The sequence below is a fragment of the Syntrophorhabdus sp. genome, assembly GCA_012719415.1.
GTDB lineage: Bacteria > Desulfobacterota > Syntrophorhabdia > Syntrophorhabdales > Syntrophorhabdaceae > Delta-02.
Map to the genome: position 1 here is coordinate 13,014 of JAAYAK010000172.1, position 22,139 is coordinate 35,152.

At 57.0% G+C, this 22,139-nt stretch carries 19 protein-coding genes; 4 read left to right on the forward strand and 15 right to left on the reverse strand.

The window, feature by feature from the left end; genetic code table 11:
* Window positions 1–14 precede the first annotated feature (14 nt).
* The 11 genes from GXX82_10035 to GXX82_10085 form a co-directional block, all read right to left on the reverse strand.
* A complete protein-coding gene (locus tag GXX82_10035) occupies window positions 15–1,154 on the reverse strand; it encodes a metallophosphoesterase (protein ID NLT23375.1) in 1,140 nt (379 codons plus the stop codon).
* A 93-nt stretch (window positions 1,155–1,247) separates the two neighbouring features.
* A complete protein-coding gene (locus GXX82_10040; GenBank protein NLT23376.1) occupies window positions 1,248–1,538 on the reverse strand; it encodes a hypothetical protein in 291 nt (96 codons plus the stop codon).
* 1 nt (window position 1,539) lies between these two features.
* Window positions 1,540–4,668: an efflux RND transporter permease subunit gene (locus GXX82_10045; GenBank protein NLT23377.1), complete on the reverse strand. Its 3,129-nt coding sequence runs from the start codon at window positions 4,666–4,668 to the stop codon at window positions 1,540–1,542.
* 44 nt (window positions 4,669–4,712) lie between these two features.
* Window positions 4,713–5,846 carry an efflux RND transporter periplasmic adaptor subunit gene (locus GXX82_10050; protein NLT23378.1) on the reverse strand — a complete coding sequence of 378 codons (1,134 nt, stop codon included), beginning with the start codon at window positions 5,844–5,846 and terminating at the stop codon, window positions 4,713–4,715.
* Complete coding sequence (locus GXX82_10055) at window positions 5,843–7,234, reverse strand: TolC family protein (protein NLT23379.1); 1,392 nt, start codon at window positions 7,232–7,234, stop codon at window positions 5,843–5,845. Before GXX82_10055 ends, GXX82_10050 begins: the two co-directional genes overlap by 4 nt.
* Window positions 7,231–7,803 carry a TetR/AcrR family transcriptional regulator gene (locus tag GXX82_10060; protein ID NLT23380.1) on the reverse strand — a complete coding sequence of 191 codons (573 nt, stop codon included), beginning with the start codon at window positions 7,801–7,803 and terminating at the stop codon, window positions 7,231–7,233. The genes GXX82_10055 and GXX82_10060 overlap by 4 nt, the downstream gene beginning before the upstream one ends.
* Window positions 7,804–8,061: 258 nt before the next feature.
* A complete protein-coding gene (gene feoB, locus GXX82_10065) occupies window positions 8,062–10,305 on the reverse strand; it encodes a ferrous iron transport protein B (GenBank protein ID NLT23381.1) in 2,244 nt (747 codons plus the stop codon).
* A 199-nt stretch (window positions 10,306–10,504) separates the two neighbouring features.
* The gene (locus GXX82_10070) at window positions 10,505–11,074 is read right to left on the reverse strand and encodes a flavodoxin family protein (GenBank protein ID NLT23382.1); all 570 of its coding nucleotides are present in this window, start codon (window positions 11,072–11,074) and stop codon (window positions 10,505–10,507) included.
* A 65-nt stretch (window positions 11,075–11,139) separates the two neighbouring features.
* Window positions 11,140–11,634 carry a rubrerythrin family protein gene (locus GXX82_10075; protein ID NLT23383.1) on the reverse strand — a complete coding sequence of 165 codons (495 nt, stop codon included), beginning with the start codon at window positions 11,632–11,634 and terminating at the stop codon, window positions 11,140–11,142.
* 39 nt (window positions 11,635–11,673) lie between these two features.
* Window positions 11,674–12,888, reverse strand: coding sequence for an FprA family A-type flavoprotein (locus GXX82_10080; GenBank protein NLT23384.1), 1,215 nt, complete (start codon window positions 12,886–12,888; stop codon window positions 11,674–11,676).
* A gap of 158 nt (window positions 12,889–13,046) precedes the next feature.
* Window positions 13,047–14,360, reverse strand: coding sequence for a S41 family peptidase (locus tag GXX82_10085; protein ID NLT23385.1), 1,314 nt, complete (start codon window positions 14,358–14,360; stop codon window positions 13,047–13,049).
* Between the two features lie 78 nt (window positions 14,361–14,438).
* Here GXX82_10085 and mnmA point away from each other — a divergent pair, with 78 nt between their 5' ends.
* Both mnmA and GXX82_10095 read left to right on the forward strand, forming a co-directional pair.
* Complete coding sequence (gene mnmA / locus GXX82_10090) at window positions 14,439–15,512, forward strand: tRNA 2-thiouridine(34) synthase MnmA (protein ID NLT23386.1); 1,074 nt, start codon at window positions 14,439–14,441, stop codon at window positions 15,510–15,512.
* Between the two features lie 25 nt (window positions 15,513–15,537).
* Entirely contained in the window at window positions 15,538–15,822 is a 285-nt protein-coding gene (locus tag GXX82_10095; GenBank protein NLT23387.1) for a GYD domain-containing protein, read from the forward strand.
* A 145-nt stretch (window positions 15,823–15,967) separates the two neighbouring features.
* Here the strand turns inward: GXX82_10095 and GXX82_10100 are convergent, their stop codons facing one another.
* On the reverse strand, window positions 15,968–17,146 hold the full coding sequence (locus GXX82_10100; protein NLT23388.1) for an acyl-CoA dehydrogenase: 1,179 nt from the start codon (window positions 17,144–17,146) through the stop codon (window positions 15,968–15,970).
* 82 nt (window positions 17,147–17,228) lie between these two features.
* On the opposite strand from GXX82_10100, the gene GXX82_10105 reads away from it, so the two are divergent.
* Entirely contained in the window at window positions 17,229–18,332 is a 1,104-nt protein-coding gene (locus tag GXX82_10105) for a DUF362 domain-containing protein (GenBank protein NLT23389.1), read from the forward strand.
* 134 nt (window positions 18,333–18,466) lie between these two features.
* Here the strand turns inward: GXX82_10105 and GXX82_10110 are convergent, their stop codons facing one another.
* The 3 genes from GXX82_10110 to GXX82_10120 all read right to left on the reverse strand — a co-directional run bounded on the left by GXX82_10110 (window position 18,467) and on the right by GXX82_10120 (window position 21,268).
* Window positions 18,467–19,195 carry a DUF4197 domain-containing protein gene (locus tag GXX82_10110; GenBank protein ID NLT23390.1) on the reverse strand — a complete coding sequence of 243 codons (729 nt, stop codon included), beginning with the start codon at window positions 19,193–19,195 and terminating at the stop codon, window positions 18,467–18,469.
* A 52-nt stretch (window positions 19,196–19,247) separates the two neighbouring features.
* Window positions 19,248–20,312 (reverse strand): magnesium/cobalt transporter CorA, encoded by a 1,065-nt coding sequence (gene corA, locus GXX82_10115; GenBank protein NLT23391.1) that lies wholly within the window; start codon window positions 20,310–20,312, stop codon window positions 19,248–19,250.
* Window positions 20,313–20,404: 92 nt separating this feature from the next.
* Entirely contained in the window at window positions 20,405–21,268 is an 864-nt protein-coding gene (locus GXX82_10120) for an NAD(P)-dependent oxidoreductase (GenBank protein ID NLT23392.1), read from the reverse strand.
* A 133-nt stretch (window positions 21,269–21,401) separates the two neighbouring features.
* Between GXX82_10120 and mscL the strand changes: the two genes are divergently transcribed.
* A complete protein-coding gene (mscL, locus tag GXX82_10125) occupies window positions 21,402–21,845 on the forward strand; it encodes a large-conductance mechanosensitive channel protein MscL (protein NLT23393.1) in 444 nt (147 codons plus the stop codon).
* Window positions 21,846–22,139: the final 294 nt, after the last annotated feature.

The following is a 22,139-nucleotide window of genomic DNA, read 5'->3' on the forward strand; positions in this document are numbered from 1 at the left end:
TAAAGAGGGGGAAACTATCTCTTCCCCACCACCTCGATCACCGTCACTTCCGGTGGGGTGAGGAAGCGTATCGGGGGGCCCCATGTTCCGGTCCCCCTGCTGACATAGAGGAGGGAACCGTTCTTCAGCGGGTAGAGGCCGGCGACCATGGGGAAAGATATGCGCGTTATATACTTGAAGGGATAGATCTGCCCGCCGTGGGTATGGCCGGAGAGCTGGATGTCGAAGAACCCCTGAGATGATCCTGCCACGACGGGACGGTGTTTCAAGAACACGGTGAAAAGGTGCCGCGGCAACCCCTCGAGCAGGGATCTCTCCCCGGGCGAGTGGCGGCCCGACGACCTGTGTGCGGCATCATCGTCGACACCTGCCACGTTCATGATCCCATCGATGGTGATGCCTTCGTTGCGGAGCATCCTGAACCCGGCTTTCCTGGTGAAATCCTCCGAAACCCCGACACCCGCGTAGAACTCGTGGTTTCCCATGATCGCGTATTTCCCGTACCGGGGCTTGATGTCCCTGAGCATGTCGGAAAGACCGTTGATATTGTTGATCTGTCCGTCCACGAGATCGCCCGTCGACACGACCATGTCGGGACGGGCCTCCCTCACGGCCGCCACCGCTCTCTCCAGCATCCTTTCCCTGTTGACGAGCCCGAGATGGATATCCGAGACCTGGACTATCGTCACCTTTTCGATCCCGGCAGGGAGCTTGGACGTCTCGACGCGCACCCTCTCCGTGCGGACCGAAGCGGCCTCATGGTATCCGTACACCACTGTGAAGACCGATACGGCGACAGGAACAAGGAAAAGAACCAGGTTCGAGCGCACCGTTGCCGGCAGCCCGACCTTGAAGAGCGACGCCGCGATGATAACACACAGTCTGCCGATATCGATGGCAAGGGATGCGATAAAGAAGATAAAGACCGCGCTCATCCAGATGTAACCGGCATAGGCGAACATTCGCGCGATGGATTCCTGCCCGCCCTGTTCGAGGGCACGGACAAAAAGGGGCATGAAGACACAGAAGAGGAGTATGAAACCGATGACGCAGCCCGTAAGCGGCCGGAACCGAAAGGCATACCATGCCTTTATGAAAACATACGCGTGAAGCGCCGTGTAGAGCGTGAAAAAGGTGATAAAGAAAAGACTCATTTCGTATCCTTACATGCCGTCCTTATGCTCTTCCCGACAGAGCACGATCGTACATAAGATAAGCACCGGCCGGCTATTTCGCAAAGGGGGAGGTTAAATGGTTCCCTCGACCGTAAGGATAAAGGTCTTTATGCCCCCTTTCGGATGGGACCCCTTTAGATCCCGAAGGAATCCCGAAACCGTGGGAAGTTCTTCGTCGTTCACAACAACGGCGATGACGTTGTTCTTGCCGGGCCAGATGTTCGTGGCCAGTTTGGGCCCCGTTCCCGGCCCTTCTCCCAGGGTCTCTTTCCACTTCGTGTATCCGGAAACGCCGGCCTTCTTCAACGCCGCGACAAGCTCTTCATCGACGACATCGCTGTAGACAATGATCAGCATCTTCATTCTATCCGTCCTTCCGGGGAAAATATCTTTCTTTCATCTCGTCGAAAAGATCATACGCCACGGGAATAACAACGAGCGTCAGGATCAGCGACGTGACAAGACCTCCAATGGTGGCAAGGGCCATGGGGGAGCGGGTTTCGGCACCCTCGCCGATCCCGATGGCGATGGGCAGCATGCCCATGATCATGGCGAAGGTGGTCATGAGAATGGGACGGAGCCTGACGGGGCCGGCTTCGAGGAGAGCGTCCCTCCGCGCGGCCCCGCGCTCCCTGAGTATATTCGTGTAGTCCACGAGGAGGATGGCGTTCTTCTTCACGAGGCCCATGAGAAGGATGAGCCCGATGATGCTGAAGATGTTGAGCGTCTTTCCCGTGACAAAAAGGGCGCCGAAAGCCCCTATAAGGGAGAACGGCATGGACAGAAGCACCGTGAAGGGATGTATGAAGCTTTCGAATTGCGCGGCGAGGACCATGTATGCCATGATCACGCCCAGGATGGCGGCGAACAGGAGATATCCGAAAGACTCCTTCATGGTGTCGGCCTGCCCCTTGTAGCTGCCTGAATACCCGGCCGTAAGCACCTTTGAGGATATGTCGTCAAGCTCCGACTTCGCCTGTCCCAGGGGTTTTTTCTCGAGGTTCGCGAAAAGGGTCACCGCCCGCTGTCGGTCGACGCGGTTTATGACGCTCGGACCGCCGCCTTCCTTGAGGCTCACGATGTTGGAAAGCATGACCAGTTTACCCTCTTTCGACCTGATGTAGATCTCGCCGATGTCCTCAGGATCGGTCCTGTTCTCAGGATTGAGCCTCACCCGAACATCATAGCGCCTTCCCCTCGCCTCGTCCTTGAACTTCGTTATCTCCACCTCACCGCTGAGGAGAAAGTTGGCCGTCTCGGCCACCGTCGCCACGTCGACGCCAAGGTCGGCAGCCTTGTCACGATCGATGAAGACGCGGACCTCCGGCTTGCCCTTCTCAAGTGATGTGTCGAGGTCGACTATCCCCGGCAACCTGCCGAAGCGGTCGCGGATATCCCTCGTGTACGCCTCCAGTTTGTCCAGTTCCAGGCCGCGGATGCTGTACATGATGGCCACCTGTCTCTGTCCGCCTCCTATCATGGATATGTTCTCCACGGAAGCCTTCAGTCCCGGTATCTTCCTCAAGGCCCTGCGCATCTCGGCCTTGATCTCTTCCTGGGTCCTCCGGCGCTCCGATTTCGGAACGAGATTAACGGACAGGTTCGCCTTGTTCGTTTCCTTCGTACGTCCCCCACCCTGCGTATACAGAACGCTCCGGACCTCCGGGAACCTCTTCACGATCTCCTCGGCCTTGCGGTTCATGTGGTCCACCTCATCGACGGAATAATCGATGGGGGTCTGGAGCCGGATGACGAAGCGGCTCTGGTCTTCCGACGGAGTGAACTCCTTTCCGATGAAGAACATGAGACAAAGACCCAGAACGAATGTGCCCCCGGCGAAGACAAGCACCTTCGTCCGGTGGTAAAGGGCCCACGTGAGTACCCCGCGGTACCTTCCTTCGAGCCTCTCGTAGCTCCCTTCGAGGAGCGCCGAGAACCGTTGCAGTCTCTCGGATACGCGGCAGCGCTCCCCGATCCTTCGGACACATGCCGGCATTCTGACAGACTTTCCGGTACTGCTCCTGCCCTTCAGGTAGAGGGACGCCAGCATGGGCGTCAACGTGAACGAAACAAACCAGGAGACCATCACGGCAAAGACCACCGTCATACCGAACTGGAAGAAGAAGCGCCCGATGATGCCCTTCATGAATGCCACGGGGATGAAGATGACGATGATGGCAAGCGTCGTTGCCGAAACAGCAAGGCCGATCTCGGAGGTGGCAAAGAAGGCGGCTTCCCTGGGTGTCATCCCCTCCTCGATATGGCGCTGGATATTCTCTATGACGATGATGGCGTCATCTATCAGAATACCAATGGAAAGCGACAGGGCCAGCATGGACATGTTGTTGAAGGTGAAGCCGAAGGCGTTCATGATCGCGAAGGTCGAAACGACAGACGCCGGGATGGCCAGCGCGCTTATGATCGTCGTCCTGAAGTTCCTCAGGAAAAGAAGGACGGCCAGAATGGCGAAGAACCCGCCGTACACGAGGTGATGCTGGACCTCGTTTATGGACCTTTTTATGAAGTTCGACTGGTCGAAGGCAATACCCAGGTTCATGCCGTTGGGCAGGAGCCGCGATACCTCTTCGAGTTCTTTCTTTATCCTCTCTATGACCTCGACGGTGTTCGTTCCCGACTGTTTCTGGATACCGACCGCGACACTGGGAGCTCCATTATACCGGGAAATGGTCCGCTTCTCTTCCATGCCGTCCTCGGCGCGGCCGATGTCCCTCAGGCGCACGGGCGTTCCCTTGTAATACCCCAGTACCATCTCGTTGAACTGCTGGATCGTCGGGAACTCGCCCTTGACCTTGATGGTGTACTCTTTCGTCGCGCTCTCTATCCTTCCTCCCGGCAGCTCGACGTTCTCCCTCTGGAGGCATTTCATGACGTCATGGGCCGTCACGCCATATGCCCTCAACCTGTCGTTGTCGAGCCATATGCGGGCCTGGCGGAGCCTCAGTCCATACAGTCGGATCGCACCGACCCCGTTTATCCGCTGGAGCTGTTCCTTGAGGACCTCATCGGCGTAGGTGGAAAGATCACGGATCGATCTCTGCCCGTGCAGGGCAAGCCACATGACGGGTGTCGCGTCGGGATCGACCTTCTCCACGATGGGCTCGTCGATGTCACTCGGCAGCTTGGACCGTATCACGGATATCTTTTCCCTGACATCCTGCACGGCCAGGTCGATGTCTTTTTCGAGCACGAACTCAACGGTGATGTTCGATGCCCCTTCCGTGCTCGATGAGGTGATCGTCTTGATGCCGCTGATGGTGTTGACGGACTCCTCGATCTTGTCCGTAACGTCGATGTCCATGATCTCGGGGCTCGCCCCCTTGAGCTCCGTCCTGATGTTGACCATGGGCAGATCGACCTTGGGGAAAAGATCGACACCGATGCTCGGATAGCTGACAATGCCGAGAACAACGAGGGCCATGACGAGCATGGTGGCAAATACGGGTCTCTTGATTGATGTATCGGAAAGCCACATAGGTCAGCAGGCAACCGTCCCGACGCGGAGCATCCCGTGCGTTGTCATCTCTTTCCCTCTTTGTCTTCCATTCCCTCTTTGCCCTTCTCCCGCTCCGGGGACTTCTCGACGGAGACCTTAGCCCCTTCCGAAAGGTTCTGCTGTCCCGCGACGACGACCATCTCACCCGCCTTCAACCCCGAGGAGATCTCCATGAATTCGCCATATTTGTTGCCCAGCTTCACGGCGCGCTCCCTGGCGGTGGTGCCCTCAATAACATAGAGGCGCACCCTGTCGCCCTCGTACAGGAGAGAGGTAACGGGAACGAGGACCGTATCCTGCTCATCGCCTGTATACAGGCGGACCTTCGCGAAAAGGCCGGGTTTGAGCTCATCCTGTCCGTTCGGGATAAGGGCTTCCACCGTAAGGCTCCGCGTCTTCTCCTCGAGGCTCGGGAAGACTATGGACACCTTCCCGACAAACTCACGCCCGGGAAAGGCATCGACCCTGACGTGTACCTCCTGGCCGACCTTCATCCTGCCGATATCGCGTTCGGGAACAGAAAATCGAAGCTTCAGGGGGGCCGGTTGGATCAATACGAGCATCGGGGTCCCGTTCTTCACGAAATCCCCCACGGACACCTTCTTCTCCTTGACCCGGCATGCCGTCGGTGCGTGGAGCCTCGTTTTGGCCAGCTTCTGATTGGCTATGACGAGGGCGGCCCTGGCGCGATCGACCTCGGACTCGGCAAGGGTCAACCGCGTGAACACATCATCGTATTGTTGTCTCGTCACGAGCTGTTCCTTGTAGAGGGCATCCTTCCTCGAGAACTCCATCTTCGTGTTCGCCAGCGACGCCTCTGTCTGCTTGAGGGCCGCCTTTGCCCGTATCACTTCGTGCGCGTACTCCGTATCGTCCAGCGTCGCGAGGAGCATTCCCTTCGTGACGACGGTGCCCTCGTCCACCTTCACGGTCCGGACTATTCCGTCTATTTCGGCGCCCATGACTATCTCTTCATTGGGGTTCAGGGTCCCCGTGGACTCTATGTAGGGGCGCACCTTACGGTTTTCCGCGGCCTGCACGATGACGTTCACGGCCTTGTCCCCGGCACTCTTTTTTCCGCAACCCGCCGACGGCAGGATAATGCCTGACAGGGCAAGGAGCGTGAGGCCCGCTATTCCGATGGTCCTTCTTTTCATTTCACCATGTTCTCCTTCACGACCCCGGCGGGGGCACCAATGGTCCCCTTGTTCACCGACGCGAGCAGTGTCCCCGTGGAGCGTCTCAGACGGACAACAGCCTGCTGGTACTGGTACAGGGCATCGATAAGCTGACGCTCGGCCGTCACGAGGAGCGTGTTGGCGTCCATAACATCCACACTCTGCGCGAGACCGAACTCGAACTGCTTTGAAACGGCCTTGTAGTTATCGTCGGCAAACACCCATTGGTCCTCGAGGGACCGCAGGATACCCTTCTGGGTGATAAAATCAAGGTAAGAGCTCTCAACCTCGACAGTGACGCTCTTTTTCAGGTCATCGTACGCATAGTCCGTTTGTCTCTTCCTCGATTCCGCCTCCCTCACCTCGGCGGCCCTTAAGCCCCCCTCAAAAAAGGGAAACACCAACCTGACGCCGCCATAGAGATTGTCCCTGATGAGACCGCTTGTCTCGGGGGTCTCCTTCTTCTGCGCGAAAACCCCCTCAACGGCAAGGGTCGGCCAGTAAGAGCCCCGGGCGATGGCGACCTGGGAGGAAGCGATATCCTTCTGGATCCCCGACGACTTCAACTCCGCCCTCTCCACGGAAGCGATCTGTCTCAGGCACCCAAGCTCGAGCCCCGGGCAATTCCCGATGACAGGGTCGGCGTTGCCCTCACTTATGTCCTTGAGACCTGCGGCGCCTCCCTTATGTGTATCGACGATATCGAACTCGTCCTCGAGGCCGACGATCCTCTTCAGGACGGCCTTTGTGAACCTGAGGAGATTCTCCGCCTTGACGAGATCGGAACGCGCCCCCGACAGCTCCGCCTCAGCCCTCAGGACGGCCGTCTTCGTGACCTCGCCTATCCTGAGCCTGATCGATGCCGCATCCCTGTGTTTCGTCAGGCGCTCCACGTTCTGCTTCTGTATCTCCACGAGGCGCGACGCCTTGAGGACGTCGTAATAGGCGTTCGTCACCGAAAGGATGTACTGTTCCTTCACCGCGAAGAGGTCATGGTCCGTCTTCTTTATGTTGTCCCTCGCCGCCCTGTAGGCTGTGATCTCCCTGCCCGACATGGACACGGAATGGTCGAGGCGCAGACTCCACGCGGAGGACTCATCAGGCTGGGTCAGGCTCCCTGTGTCGGAGACCTTCCGGTCCTTGTACCCCGTGTAATTGCCCAGACCGGATATCGTCGGCAGCAGGGCGGACATGGCCTTGTCCTTCCCTGTCCTGGCTATGGCGAGGTCCTCTTCGGATATCTTCACCCTCTCGGAACGCTGGAGGGCTATGGAGTAAAGATCGTCCAGGGTGTACGACCCGCAGTGTCCCATGGCTGCGAGCCACAGGAACGTGAAGGTCATGAATATCGGGACAGGTAATCTCACCGGGAAAGACCCGCTCCTTTTTCAGGATCCCGGCGTTTGACAAGACCATTGAGAAGGATGTCCGTGCACGCGTCGGCGGTAAAAAGATTCTCGGGATCGATGACGATGGAAACGACATACCCCCTGAGAACGCTGAGGACGATCTTTGTCGCCTCGCTCTCCTCGATGTCGGCAAAGGTCCCCTCTTCTATACCCCGTCTGATGATCCCGTTCATGAACCCCCGGAGTTCCACGAAGAACCTCTGCTTCCATTCCACACCGAAGGTGAACCCTTTATCCTTATTGAAGGTATAGATGAACTCGCGATGGACCCTTGCCATTTCCATATACGCTCTTATGTAGGAGCGTATCTGTTCGGCCGGGTCGGAGATCCCCCGGGTCCTTTCCGCGATGGCATTCCGGAACTCCTCGAAAAGACCTCTGAAAACAGTGGAGCAAAGCTCCTCCTTGCTCCTGTAGTGAAGATAAAGCGCCCCCACGCTGATGCCGGCCTCCGACGCTATCATCCTCATGCTGGCCCCGTCATAGCCCGATCGCGAGAACACCCGGAGCGCCGCATCATTGATCATAGCACGAGTCTCTTGAGCTGAACGCCTGTTCATTTGAACCCGCGTTCAGTCTACAGAACCCGGGGAAAAGAGTCAAGGCTAAAGACTGCTTGAACAGCTTGAGCCGCTTGAACGTGAAAGACAAAAAACAGACCCCCCTTATCTCCGCCAGGCTGGAGCGCTCGTGATCGCGCCAAGTCAAAGATACGAGTGGCGTTATTTCTTCTTATTCTTTAACGCTCAAGCGGCTCAAGCGATCTAAGCTGTTCAAGCCGTCTATCAGATCCCTGCCGCCCTTGCGAGGCTGTAGGCGGCCATTCCCATGATATAGGACAGAAAGATCATGAAGAAGAAAGATATGATGAACCATTTCCTGTCGTTCATCTCCTGCTTCATGACGACGATGGTGGGAGCGCAGGGAATGAAAAGCATGAGCACCACAAGGAAGGACAATGCCGACGCGTGAGGGATGGCACTCGAAAGGACCGCCATCAGACCCTGGTCTCCGACATTGTACAGAACACCCAGGGTCGCGACGGAGTTCTCCTTGGCGATGACGCTCGAAAGGAGAGCAACGACCATCCGCCAATCAAGGCCAAGAGGCCTTCCCAGGGGTTCGAGAAGGATCCCTACCCTTCCAAGCACGCTGTTCTCGACGCTCCCCGCAGGTACGTTCGACAGGATCCAGAGAAAGATGGAGAAGAGGAGGATGACCGTGCCCGCCTTTTTGATGAAGGCGACGGTGCGATGCCACACCACGAGTCCGATGGTCCTGAAATCGGGTTTGTGATAGAGTGGGAGTTCCATGATGAATGGAACTGCCTCCTGACGGAGCAGGAACCTTCCAATGAACATACCGGCCACACCGAGCATGACAACGTTGAGGGCCACGAGGAGCCATGTGACGACAAGCGCCTTGCCCGCGAAGACGGCCGCCGCGACAAAGGTTATCACAGCCAGCCGGCCAGTGCAGGGAACGAATGGCGTGAGGAATATGGTAAGGAGCCTCGCCTTCCTCGATTCGACTATACGCGCTCCGAGCACGGACGCGACATTGCACCCGAACCCGAGACACATGGGTAGAAAGCTCTTCCCGTGAAGCCCGATGATATGCATGAAACGGTCCATGACAAAGGCGGCTCGGGCCATGTACCCAACATTCTCCAGGAAGGACATGGCAAAGAAGAATATGAGGAGTATGGGGACAAAGGTCGTAACGGATCCCGCCCCCCCGATGATCCCATCGACGAGAAGTCCCTTGATCCACTGCGGCTCCTCCTCGAGAAGGTTCTGAACCATGGAGCCCAGGGACGCTACAAGAGACTCGAGGTAACCCTGCAGGGGATACCCGACAGCGAAAGTGACAAGAAAAACGATCCCAAGAATGGCAAGAAGCACGGGTATGCCTGTCAGGGGCCTGGTCAGGACATGGTCTATGCGGTCCGTCATCAACACCTGGCCGCGCCTGAACCGTGAGACCGCGGCGCGGGTAGCGTCCTCTATCCAGTCGTACCTCCCCCCCACGACGGCGCGCAATGCATCCTCGTGAGCGACGAGAAGGGTCTGTATCTCGTTCCAGGTCCCGGAGGGAATGATCCCCTGGAACGTCTCGCTAACCTCCGAGTCGCCCTCCATGAGCTTCGTCACCACCCATTCCACCGTGTAGGGCACGGGCACATGGTCCCTGATGAGTTCCGATATCTTCAGGTATATGTCATGGTGGTCCTGTGTCACCCGGGGGGTCTTCGGTTTGTACAGGCCCGGGTTCTCCGCCACCTTGAGGATCTCCTCGAGGAGTTCCCTGATGCCCTTGTTCTTCGTGGCCACCGTTGAGATAACGGGCAAACCCAGAGATGCCGCAAGAGCCTCTGTGTCTACATGCACGCCCTGGTCTTCCGCGACATCGAACATGTTGACGGCCACGATCACAGGTGACCGCAGAAGGAGAAGCTCGGTGAGAAGATAAAGACTTCTTTCCAGCGCCGATGCGTTGACGAAGAGGACCGTTATGTCCGGGTGCTCCTGGATGAGGAACTCCCGCGTCACCCTTTCCTCCTCCGAGTAGGCGCTGAGGCTGTAAGTCCCGGGGAGGTCCACGAGCGTGATCTCAGTATCTTTTATCCTGTGGATGCCTTCCTTGCGCTCCACCGTCTTTCCCGGCCAGTTGCCGATGTGCTGTGAAAGCCCGGTGAGGAGGTTGAAGACCGTCGTTTTGCCCACGTTCGGCTGCCCCGCCAGAGCAACCAGAAGACTGCGCCTTGCCTCGGGCCTGCCTTCGGCCTCATCCGGGCTTTCCCTCTTGACAAGGATCTTCTCCGCCTGGCCCTTGCCAAGGGCAACGCGGGTATCGGAAGCGAGGACAATGATCTGTCCCCGGCTCTTCCTGAGGAGCTTGATCCGTGTCCCGGGAATGATGCCCATCGCCGCGAGACGTCCCGTCAGTGCCTCCCCCCCCGAGAGAAGACGCACCGTTGCCTCCTGTCCCTCATCAAGAGCGGTTACGGGAAACAGCTCCTCGCTCATATCCGCAAACCTTTCATTTTCCGTTTGGTTATACTATGGAGATGACAAAGAAACAAGGGAAAAGACCGTTCCAGAACCGTCTCAAGCCTCAAGTTCCACCTTTCAGGTTCTCTACCCGGTGCATCTTTGACCTCTAACCTGGGACTTGAAACCGCTTTTTCCTGCCTGAAACTTGAAACCTGGAACCTGGAACCGTCTGTTAATGCGTCATGAGCTGTTTCGCGGCTTCGTAGACATCGTTGAGGGCCGTCGGATGCGAACGGATGGCTCCTTTCGAATCAATGCCGAGGTATGCCAGGGTCCTATGCTCCTCAACGCTCACGCTCCGAAAAAAAGCTGTCGCCGTGGCGCCGGCGCAATCGGCACCCACCTGCTTCTTCATCCCCCCGACCAGGATGAGGAGGCCCTTGCGGTGAATGGGCCCATGGAGAGGCATGTTGTGGATATACTTTTCACACCACAGAGGCTGACACCGGTCGATCATGGTCTTCGTCTGGGCCGACAGTCCGGAGAAGTAGATGGGCGAAGCGAGGATGATCCTGTCCGCTTTCCTGAGGGCCGGATACACCTGCTGCATCTGGTCCTTCAGGACGCACACCCCGGTATCGGTGCATCCTCCACAGTTCTGGCAGGGCCTGATATTCATGTCGTTGAGACGGAATATATCCACACGGTGCAGATGCCGATCGATCCCCTTCTGGACCGACGTGACGAGGAGGTCCGTGTTGCCCCCTACCCTGGGACTTCCATTGAATACGACCAGTCTCACCTGATCCTCCACAAGAAGAGGGCCGGGAAGGCTAACCCCTCCCCGGCCGCTCAGATATTGCCACGTCAGGCTACCTTGTAGAAGGCAACCTTCTTCGCCTTGCAGACCGGACACTCGTCGGGCGGCTCTCCCTCAACGGTATTGCCGCACACCTTGCAGATCCAATAGTCGGTGTCCTCGTTCTTGCCAAGGGTGTCGAGTGCCTTTTGATAGAGACCCGCATGCACGATCTCAACATCGTTGGCGAACTGGAAGGTTCTCACAGCGCCCGCGTTCCCCTCCGCCTTCGCCTCCTCGATCATTGCCGGATACATGGACTTGAACTCGTGGGTCTCTCCGCCGATCGCTTCCATGAGGTTCTCTTTCGTACTCTTTATACCCTTGAGCTCCCTGAGGTGGTTGTGGGCGTGAATGGTCTCCGCCTCCGCCGCCGCTCTGAAGAGCTTGGCCGCCTGTTTGAAACCTTCTTCATCCGCCTTCTTCGCGAAGGCGAGATACTTCCGATTGGCCTGCGACTCGCCGGAGAATGCTTCCTCGAGGTTCTTCTGTGTTTTTGACATGGTGCCTCCTTTCGGTGTTATACGCAAATATGGTGACGCTCAATACTTTCCATGATACTCCTTCAGACGCTTCGCGAAGTCCCGGCCGAATTCGTAGCATCTGTTCATGTCCTCTTCTGACGGTTTGTACAACACCTGGAGACCGGGCTCCACCGTTTCGAGGCCCATCTGCTGAAACCTGGCATAGGCCTCCTTGACCGCACCACCTCCCCATCCGTAGCTGCCAAACCCACCGACGATCCTGTCTTTCGGCCTCAAGCCCGCAAGGTGATACAGGAACTCCGCAACGGACGGGAACATGACGTTGTTGATGGTCGGGGTACCGATGAGGCAACCCCGCGCCTTCCAGAACTCCTTTATCGCCTCGCTCATGGGTGTCGACCTCAGTTTGATCACCTTGCACGGCACCCCTTCGTCCTTGATGCCGTTCATGATGGGATCGCTCATGAGCTCCGTCGAATGCCACATTGTGTCGTAAATGATGACGGCTGACAGATCCGCCTTGCCTTTCGCCAGGTCGAGGTACCGCTGTATGATGTAACCCGGGTCCTTTCTCCATATGACACCATGATCGGGAGCTATCATATCGATCTCCAGCCCGAGCTTCACGATCTCCTGGATCTTCGCCTCGATGAGCTTCCCGAAGGGCATGAGGATGTTGGCGTAATAGTCCACGATGGCGTCGTCGAGCTCGAACTGGGAGTGGCATGAAAAGAACTCATCGTCGAACCTGGCCGCCGAGGCCATGTGCTGACCGAAGGCATCCTGCGATATGAGGAGCTTCGCCTCGGGTATGTAGGTCACCATGGAATCCGGCCAGTGAAGCATGGGCGTTTCCAGGAACGTCAGGGTGTACTTCCCCGTCTTCAGCGTATCGCCGCTCTTGACTATCCTGAACTTCCACCGTGATGTGTCGAAGTGGCGGTCAAGACCCTTTTTTCCCCTCTCCGTGATGAAGATGGTCGCGTCGGGTGTATACTCCATGATCGCCGCGATGCTGCTCGCGTGGTCCGGTTCGATGTGGTTTATCACGATGTTCCTGATCTTGTAAGGATCGACGACGCGCCTTATGTTCTCCACTGCCGTCGTGTCGAAGTCATGTTTGACGGTGTCGAGAAGGGTCACCTCATCATCCATGATAAGGTAGTTATTGTACGTGGTGCCATTCTTCGTAACGTAACCGTGAAAATCCCGGACGGCCCAGTCGATCACCCCAACCCAGTAGATACCCGGTTTGATCTCTATCGGTTTCATGTGTCCTCCTTTTCGCTATGATGGAAAGACCGCTAACTGACGTAACAAAGGATAAAACCTCGTCTTGAAAAAGACAAGCCCTCCGCACGATTCGGCCGAAAAAAGAACGGGCAAAACCGGCTGCGGCCCACCCGTTCCCGTCCTCCGCGAGGGGGCCTTTAGGAGGCCTTGCCCCTCAAAGCCTCCCAGCTCTTGAGGATCTGAAGGCCCATGTAAAGCTGGAAATCCTCATCCTCGAGGTTCTTTATGGTGATGTCCTCGGGCCTCCTGGGCATGGGGCTCCTGTCGTTCTTCTTCTCGAGGTCCTTTTCCGTGATGGGCGCCAGCTTCTCCCTCGACCTCACGAAGGTGTTCTCCACGGTGATGTCGGGAACGATGCCTTCCGATTGGATGGACCGCCCTTTGGGCGTGAAATACTTCGCTGTCGTCAACCGCACGGCGGACCCGTCACCCAGAGGGAATATGGTCTGCACCGATCCCTTACCGAAGCTTTTCGTGCCAACTATGACGGCCCGTTTGTAATCCTGAAGGGCCCCCGCGACGATCTCCGACGCGCTGGCGCTGCCCTCGTTGACAAGCACGACCATGGGCCCCAGGAATTCCTGGCCCTTTTTCTGTGCATAGAACTTCATCTTGCTGTCATCGGGAGCTTTCTTGCCTCCCCTGCCCTGTATGGAAACGATGACGCCTTCGGAGAGGAACTTGTCCGTCACTTCCACCGCTTGTTCGAGAAGCCCGCCGGGATCGTTCCTGAGGTCCAGCACCAACCCTTTCAAAGGTTTGCCCTTGTTGCTCCTCTCAAGCTCTTTCAGCGCATTGTCCAGGTCCTTCGACGTCTTCTCCTGGAACTGGGCGAGACGGATATAGCCATATTCGTCGGAAAGCATTCTGAACTTGACGCTCTTGACTAAGATAATATCACGAACGACGGTGTATTCCTTGAGGCCCTGCGTCCCTTCCCGGGCCACGGTCAGGGTGACAGCCTTGCCCTTGGGTCCACGGATCAGCTTCACCACATCCATCAGCCCCATGTTCTTTGTCGGCTTGCCGTCGATCTTCACGATATGGTCTCCCGCCTTCATTCCCGCCTTGAAGGCCGGCGTATCCTCTATGGGAGTGATGACCGTCGGGAATCCATCCTTTATGGTGATCTCGATACCGATCCCGCCGAACTCACCCTTGGTATCGGTCTGCATCTCCTTGTACATGTCAGGGGGAAGAAATGATGAATGGGGATCCAGGGATTCGAGGATACCCTTGATGGCCGCGTACACGATGTCCTTATCCTTCACGTCCTCCACGTAATTGCGCTTGACGAGATCGATAACGTCGGAAAACGTCCTCAGGTATTCGTATATCTCCTTGCTCTCCCCGCCCTGTGCGGTCCTCTTTCCATAGGCGCCGATGTAGATCCCGAGAAGAAAGATGGACACCAGGAACAGGCTGACAAAGATCTTAGTTTTCTTGTTCATTCACCCCTCCATGTTGGATGATGATACTACAATACCGGTGAAGTTTCAACCATCTGAGCCTTTGTGGTATGATGGATCATGGAAACGGTCTTTGTCGCCATGAGCGGGGGCTTCGACAGCTTTCTGGCAGCGTTCCTTCTCAAGGGAGCCGGCTACCGCGTCGTCGGGGTAACCTTCACGCTCCTCGAGGGACCGCTGTTCGACGACCGGGACCCTGCCGTCCTGATCATGAGGTCCGCGCTCGCCGAGGCGAAGGGTCTCTGTCGTGATCTCGGTCTGCCCCATCACGTGGTCGACCTCAGCGACGTTTTCGCCGGGCGGGTCATCGAGCCCTTCATAGAGAGCTACCGCCATGGTATCACTCCCAATCCCTGTGTCCTGTGCAACCGGTTCGTAAAGTTCGGTGCCTTCTACGAGCGGGCTATGGCCATGGGGGCGGAGATGATCGCCACCGGGCACTACGCGCGCACGGAGCACAGCGATGGGGACATACTTCTCAGGAAAGGCAGGGACGCGGTCAAGGACCAATCCTATTTCCTCTACTCCATCAGCAGGGAAACGTTGTCGCGAACGCTCTTCCCCCTCGGCGAGCACACGAGAGCGGAGCTCAGGGCCTTGGCCCGGAATACGGGGCTGCGCCTTCCCCGCTCGCGGGAGAGCCAGGATATCTGCTTTCTTGGCGGCCGCAGATACACGGACTTCCTGTCACGGTTCATCAAACCCCGACCGGGGTCCGTTTATCTCACGGACGGCACGCTGCTCGGGCACCATGAAGGCATCCATCTCTTCACGATCGGGCAGCGAAGAGGCATACACATCCCTTTCAGGGAAGCACTCTACGTCGTCGACATCTTCCCCGACGAGAACGCTGTTTTTGTCGGCACGAAAAGGGAGCTTTTTGGTCGTGCCCTCGCGGCCCGGGACATCTCGGTCCGCCGTTCCCTCGACGGCGGGATCACCGCCAGGGTCCGTTACCGTCAGTCCGCCAGACCCTGCTCCTGCACCGTCAGCGGCGATATCCTTTCGGTCACCTTCAAGGAACCCGTCGACTGCGTCACACCGGGTCAGTCCGTCGTGCTCTACGATGACGATATCATTGCCGGGGGTGGTGTCATAGAAAAACGTGTTGCATTGGGGGAGGCCATATTATAATATTTTCGGGAAAGGGGGTGACCATATGCCGATATACATACTTGTGAGCAAGCTGACCTATGAGGGCAGGAAGACGATCAAGAACAATCCCGAGCGCATCAGGGAGGTGGACCAGGAGATCGAGAAGATGGGCGCGAAGGTCCTGGCCCAGTATGCCACCCTGGGCATGTACGACTTCATCAACATCGTCGAAGCCCCCGACAACGAAACGATCGCCCGCGTCTCCACCGAGCTCGGTGCCAGGGGAACCGTGGAGATAACGACACTATCCGCCATACCCGTCTTCGAATTCGTGGAAAAGATGGGGTAAAAAAAAAGAGTTAGAACCGTTAAAGCCGTTAGAACCGTTAGAAGGTGAAAACAAAAGAAAACCCCGGATGGTCATCCGATCGTCCGGGGTTCTTGGTCTTTGATTTCTGTTTATTCCAACGGTTCTAACGGTTCTAACGGTTTTGTTACCCCATTCTGTTCCTGAAGATGTCTCTTGCTATGACGACCCTCTGGACCTGGTTCGTGCCTTCGTATATCTGGGTGGCCTTCGCGTCGCGCATCATGCGCTCCACGGGATACTCCTTCGTGTAACCGTACCCACCGAGTATCTGGACCGCGTCGGTCGTGACCTTCATCGCAACGTCGGCGGAATAGACCTTCGCCATGGCGGAAAGCTTGTCGACGCCGATGGCGCTCATCTTGTCCCTCTCGTAGACTTTCATGTCAAGGAGATGGGCCGCGTCATAGACGAGGGCCCTCGCGGCCTCCACGCCTGTGGCCATATCGGCCACCATGAACTGTATACCTTCGAAATCAGCCAGTTTCTGGCCAAACTGAACCCTCTTCCAGGCATATTCAACGGCGAAATCAAGGGCGCCCTGGGCGATGCCCACCGCCTGTGCCCCGACGGCGGGACGGGAAAGGTTGAGGGTCGACATGGCGATGTCCCACCCCTGCCCCTCCTTCCCCATAAGATTCTCCTTTTCCAGCCTGACATTGTCGAATATGATCTCGGTGATGTCGGAACCGATCATGCCCATCTTGTCTTCGCTCTTGCCGATGATGACCCCCGGGTAGTCCTTCTCAAGGTAGAAGGCCGAGATGCCCTGGGTCCGTTTGGCAGGGTTCGTCGAGGCAAATACCGAAAAGAACTGCGCGTTCGCCCCGTTGGTGATCATCGATTTCTTCCCGTTGAGGTAGTAATGGTCTCCCTCTTTCACTGCCGTCGTCCTCATATGGGACGCGTCGGAACCCGCGTCGGGCTCGGTGAGCGCGAAGGCAACGACATACATCTTGTCCGGTTCGCAAAGCTTGCTGTAGATGTACTCCTTCTGCTCCTCGTTCGCCGCTATCATGATCGGCATGACGCCGACATTGTGCGCGAGAGGTATGAGAGAAGAGGCTCCGGACACCTTGGCCAGTTCTTCAATTACAAGGCACAGGGACGTGATATCGCCATCGAGGCCGCCGAACTTCTCGGGAAGCATCAGATAGAGGAAACCGTGTTTCTTATAGATGTCCACAAGGTCCCAGGGGAAGGCACCCGTAGAATCGATCTCTTTTGCGCGGGGGGCCACTTTGTCCCTGGCCAGCTTTTCGGCGATCTTCTGTATCATGCCGTGTTTATCAGAAAGATTCAGCATCCGTCTAACCTCCTTAATTGTTGACAAAATCGCCTAACTTCTAACATAATTTGCCTGTAAAGTGAACAAAAAAGGAGCCCCCATGAGCACCGTGTATTTCACAGACCTGCGAACAAAGCCGGGCCGCAATCTCCTCGATAAGATCGTTGACCTCATGAACGCGGCACGGCTTGACAGGAAAATAGTAGGAAACGACCTCGTCGCCATCAAGGTGCACTTCGGGGAACTGGGCAACACGGCATACCTGAGACCCGTATTCCTGAGGAGGATAGCGAAGCGGCTCAGGGAAGCCGGGGGCAAACCCTTTCTCACCGATACCAACACCCTCTACAGAGGCTCGCGAAGCGACACCGTCAGCCATCTCACCACGGCGTTACACAACGGGTTCGGTTATTCCAGCGTCGAGTGTCCCATTGTGATAGCCGACGGCCTTAAGGGGGGCAGCGGGACACGGGTACCCATCGCCGGAGAGGTATTGAAAGAGGCGCACATAGCGAAGGAGATCGCCGATGCCGACGCCCTCGTCGCCGTCACACACTTCAAGGCCCACGAGCTCTCCGGGTTCGGGGGCTGCCTCAAGAACCTCGGCATGGGGTGCGCCACGAGGGAAGGCAAACTGGTCCAGCACTCGACGGTCTCCCCCAGGGTGAACGTGGAGACATGCCGGGGATGCAAGCTCTGCACGGGCTATTGCCCCGCCGGGGCCATCTCGGTGACATCGAAGAAGGCATCTATCGACGGCAAGAAATGCATCGGCTGCGGAGAGTGCATCCTCATCTGCCCTTTCAGCGCCATTGAGGTACAGTGGAACGAATCCCCCGACATCTTCCAGAAAAAGATGGTCGAATACGCCCTTGGCACCCTCACGGGCAAGGCAAAAAAGTCGCTCTTCATCAACTTCGTCGTCCAGGTCAGTCCCGCCTGTGACTGCTACCCCAACAGCGACGCCCCCATCGTCAGGGACATCGGGATCCTCGCCTCCGAGGACCCCGTGGCCATCGACGCCGCGTCCTGCGACATGGTCAACAACGAGACCTCGCTGCCCTGTACCGCGATCGATCACACCCTCCATAAAGGTGAGGACAAATGGCGGACCCTCTTCCCCGAAATAGACTGGAACATCCAGCTCGACCACGCCGAGAAGATAGGACTGGGAACGAGAAAGTACAAGCTGAAGAAGGTTTAAAAAAGGGTCTCAGGTCTCAGGTTTCAAGTTTCAGGTCAGGAACAAGATCCGAACCTTTCCAACAACAAAGAGCGTTGCTTCTCTGGCCTTTAGCCTGGGACCTGCGACCTGAGACCTGAGACCTGGAACCGTCCTTACTTCCCGAACACCGTCTTCAGGAGGTCCGTGACCCTGGCGGCGGGGTCGGTGCGGATCTTTTTCTCTTCCTCCCCTATCATGTAGAAAAGGCCGTCGAGGGCCTTCGTCGTCACGTAATGGTCGAGGTCCAGGGAATCCATCCTTGCGAAGGGCACGGACGACGTGTAGGTTCCCACCATGTCCTTGTACGACCTCGTCACGCCGACCTTGTTCATGCTGGCCGATATGGAGGGTTTGAACTCGTTGTAGAGTCTCTGTTGGGTCTTGGACTTGAAGTATTCCGTTGCCGAGGTATCGCCGCCGCGCAGTATCCCCATGGCATCCTCGAAGGTCATCTGCTTGATGGCATCAACGAAGTATCTCTTCGCCTTCGGGGCCGCGTTCTCAGCGGCCCTGTTCATGCTGAGGATAAAGGCATCCACCTTCTTCTGGTAACCCAGCTTTCCCAGGACATCCGCAATGGTCCGGATATTCTCGGGAAGCAGGATCTTGATGAACTGATTGGCGAAATAACCGTCGATCTTGGACACGGACGCAACGGCGTTTCCTGTCCCGACGGAAAGGGCCTCTTTCAGGCCCGAGGCCGTGGTCGCTTCGTCGGCCCCGGCGCCGCTTCGGGCCGCCGGGAGCTTGACCCCCTTCAGGAGATCGTCGAGGGGCCCGGCCCACGATCCTGCTGTCCAGATCAGGCAAACCGCCATGATGACAATCAATGCTATCTTCATTGTTCCTCCCGATCAGATTCCGTCCCGACCCTCCTTTCACGGGATCCGGGTGTCAGAACCATTTCTTCTTCTTGAAATAATAGAGCATCGCCAGACTCACAAGGACCATGAGAGCCAGTGACGCCGGGTAGCCGTACTCCCAGCCTATCTCTGGAATGTTCTTGAAGTTCATTCCGTAGACACCGGCTATGAAGGTCAGCGGTATAAAGATGGTGGAGATGATGGTGAGGACCTTCATGACCTGATTGAGGCGGTTGCTGACGCTCGAGAGGTATATGTCGAGCATGCCCGAAAGCATGTCGCGCAGGGACTCTATCGTATCGATGGCGTGGATGGTATGGTCGTAGATGTCCCGGAAAAATACGTGCAGCCCGCCCGATATGAGCCGGGATTCCCCCCTCTCCAGGCCGGAGAGCGCCTCGCGCAGAGGCCATACGGACCTCCTCAGATAGATCAGGTCCTTCTTCATCCTCTGGATGGCGGCCAGCGTCTCCACCCTCCCACCCGATATGAGCCTTACCTCCATCTCCTCCACGTTGTCCCCTATGAGTTCCAGAATGACGAAGTAGTTGTCGACGATGACGTCTATGAGAGAATACAGGAGATAATCGGCCCCGCTTTTCCGGATCCGCGACTTGCCCATTTGCAGCCTGTCGATGACGGCCTTGAAGAGATCGGTCTTCCGTTCCTGAAAGGAGATGAGGTACCTGTCCCCCAGCACGAAGCTGATCTGGTCAGACCCGATCCGGCCCGCCCCGTTATCGGGGAAAAGGACCCTCAGAACCAGGAAGAGGAGATTATCGTAATCCTCCATCTTCGGCCTCTGCTCGGTGTTCATGACATCTTCCAGGAGAAGCGGGTGAAGGTTGAAGCGGCTCCCGATGGCTTCCACGGTCTTCGCGTCATTGATGCCATCGACATTGACCCAGGTCACCCCGGACGGGTCAATGAGGGAAAAGCACTCCTCGACGCTCGACGCCTCCTTGACCCTGAACTCCCCTTCGCCGTAGGTGACAACGGTGATCGTCGCCTTCCCGGCGGCATGCTTGCCCACATGCACGAGCGACCCCGGCGGCAGCCCCGCCTTCGCCGAACGCCTCGAACGTGATCCTGCCATAGCGAAACGTTACCAGAGCAAAGTCTGAAATGTCAATGAGACAGGTTACGGGCAAGAGCAGAGACCCTTCCCTTCCCATGACCTATCACCTGTTACCCATGACCTGCCCTTATTACCTCGTACACCACCGACATGTCGAGGGGTTCCTTGTTCTCCCTGAAGGTCAGGGCGAAGATCTCTTTCGTCATGGCTCCTGTGAACAGGGGTACCCGCAGTGTCCGGGCGAGGTCCTGAAGGTAATGGAGGTCCTTGTATATGAGAGCGGCGGAGAAGTGCGTGGTGAAATCCTCATTGAGGATGCGTTCCTTCTTCGCATTCATGACCCCCGAGTTACCCGCCCCGGCGGACAGGATATCGAGGACTGTTTCCTTCTGTATCCCTGAGCGCTCCCCCAGCACCGTCGCCTCGGCGATGACGGCCATGAAGGTCCCGAGAACGAGATTGTTGACGAGCTTCATCCTGTTCGCGAGGGCCTTCTCCCCGAGGAAGAAGATATTCCTGCCAAGCCTCCGCAGATACGGTTCGGCCCTCTCGAAGGCCCCCACCTCCCCGCTGACGAGGATCACGAGGTTGCCCTGGGAGGCAGGAATGACACTCCCGAGCACGGGAGCCTCGATGTAGTCGCAGTCCTTCCCGGAACAGGCATCATGGAAGGCGAGGACGTCGAAGAAATGGTTCGTCGTGGTGTCGACGATAAGCTTCCCGGCGACATCGCCCTCGAGAAGCCCCCCGGAGCCCGTGAGCACCTCTCTCACGGCCGCGCTGTCGAAGAGGTTCAGAAAGATGATGTCCGCCCTGTCCGCCACCCCGGCCGGTGAGGCCGCGACCTCCACCCCGAGGTCCTTCGCCTTCTGAACGGTCCTGTTCCAGACGACAAGATCTATCCCCTCCGAGATGAGTCGTCTCGCCATCGCGCCTCCCAGGTGTCCGAGCCCTATGAATCCGGCCTTCTTCATCGGTCATCTCCTCCTTCTCTCTTCCTTGTATCATTATACTCCGCCCCGTTCCAAGCGATTTATTTGACCAGAGTGGACCGTGTTGAGGTAGAATATCCCTATTACATCAAGACAAGACTCCAGGGAGGTATCCATGGGAAAAGAATTCAAGGAATTCATCATGCGGGGCAACGTCGTCGATATGGCCGTAGGCATCATTATCGGCGCCGCCTTCGTCACCATTGTAAAGTCCCTTGTCGATGACATCATCATGCCGCCCATCGGGCTCCTTCTCGGCAACATAGACTTCACCAATTTCTTCGCCGTCCTCAAGGAAGGCAAGGTCGCGGGCCCCTACGGGACTCTCGCTCAGGCAAAGGCAGCCGGCGCGGTGACGATCAACTTCGGTGTCTTCATCAACACGATCATCAGCTTCCTCGTCGTCGCTTTCTGCGTGTTCATCCTGGTAAAGAACGTCAACCGGATCAAAAAGGAGCCCGCTCCCGCCGAACCCGACACGAAGGAATGTCCCTATTGTCTGTCGACAATACCTGTAAAGGCAACGAAGTGCGCCCACTGCACTGCGGAAATAACGTAGAGGACCGTTCGAGGTCTCAGGTTCCAGGTTTCAAGGAGAAGACAAGAAGCAGTTGCTGGACAAGGTGTCCGGGAAGGCCGGAACCTTTACGCTGGGGATGTTTTGCCTGAGACTTGAGACCTGAAACTTGAAGCCGTCTCTACGCTTTTTCCCTGAAACCTGAAACGTGAGACCTTGTATGTTACTCCCCATGGAATATCACAGGCAGTCCATGATAAGAAACATGAAAGTGAGGTTACCGGCGTGGCAGGCCGTTTAGACCAGGGGATCCCATCCCGTGTTCCAGCCCGGGTC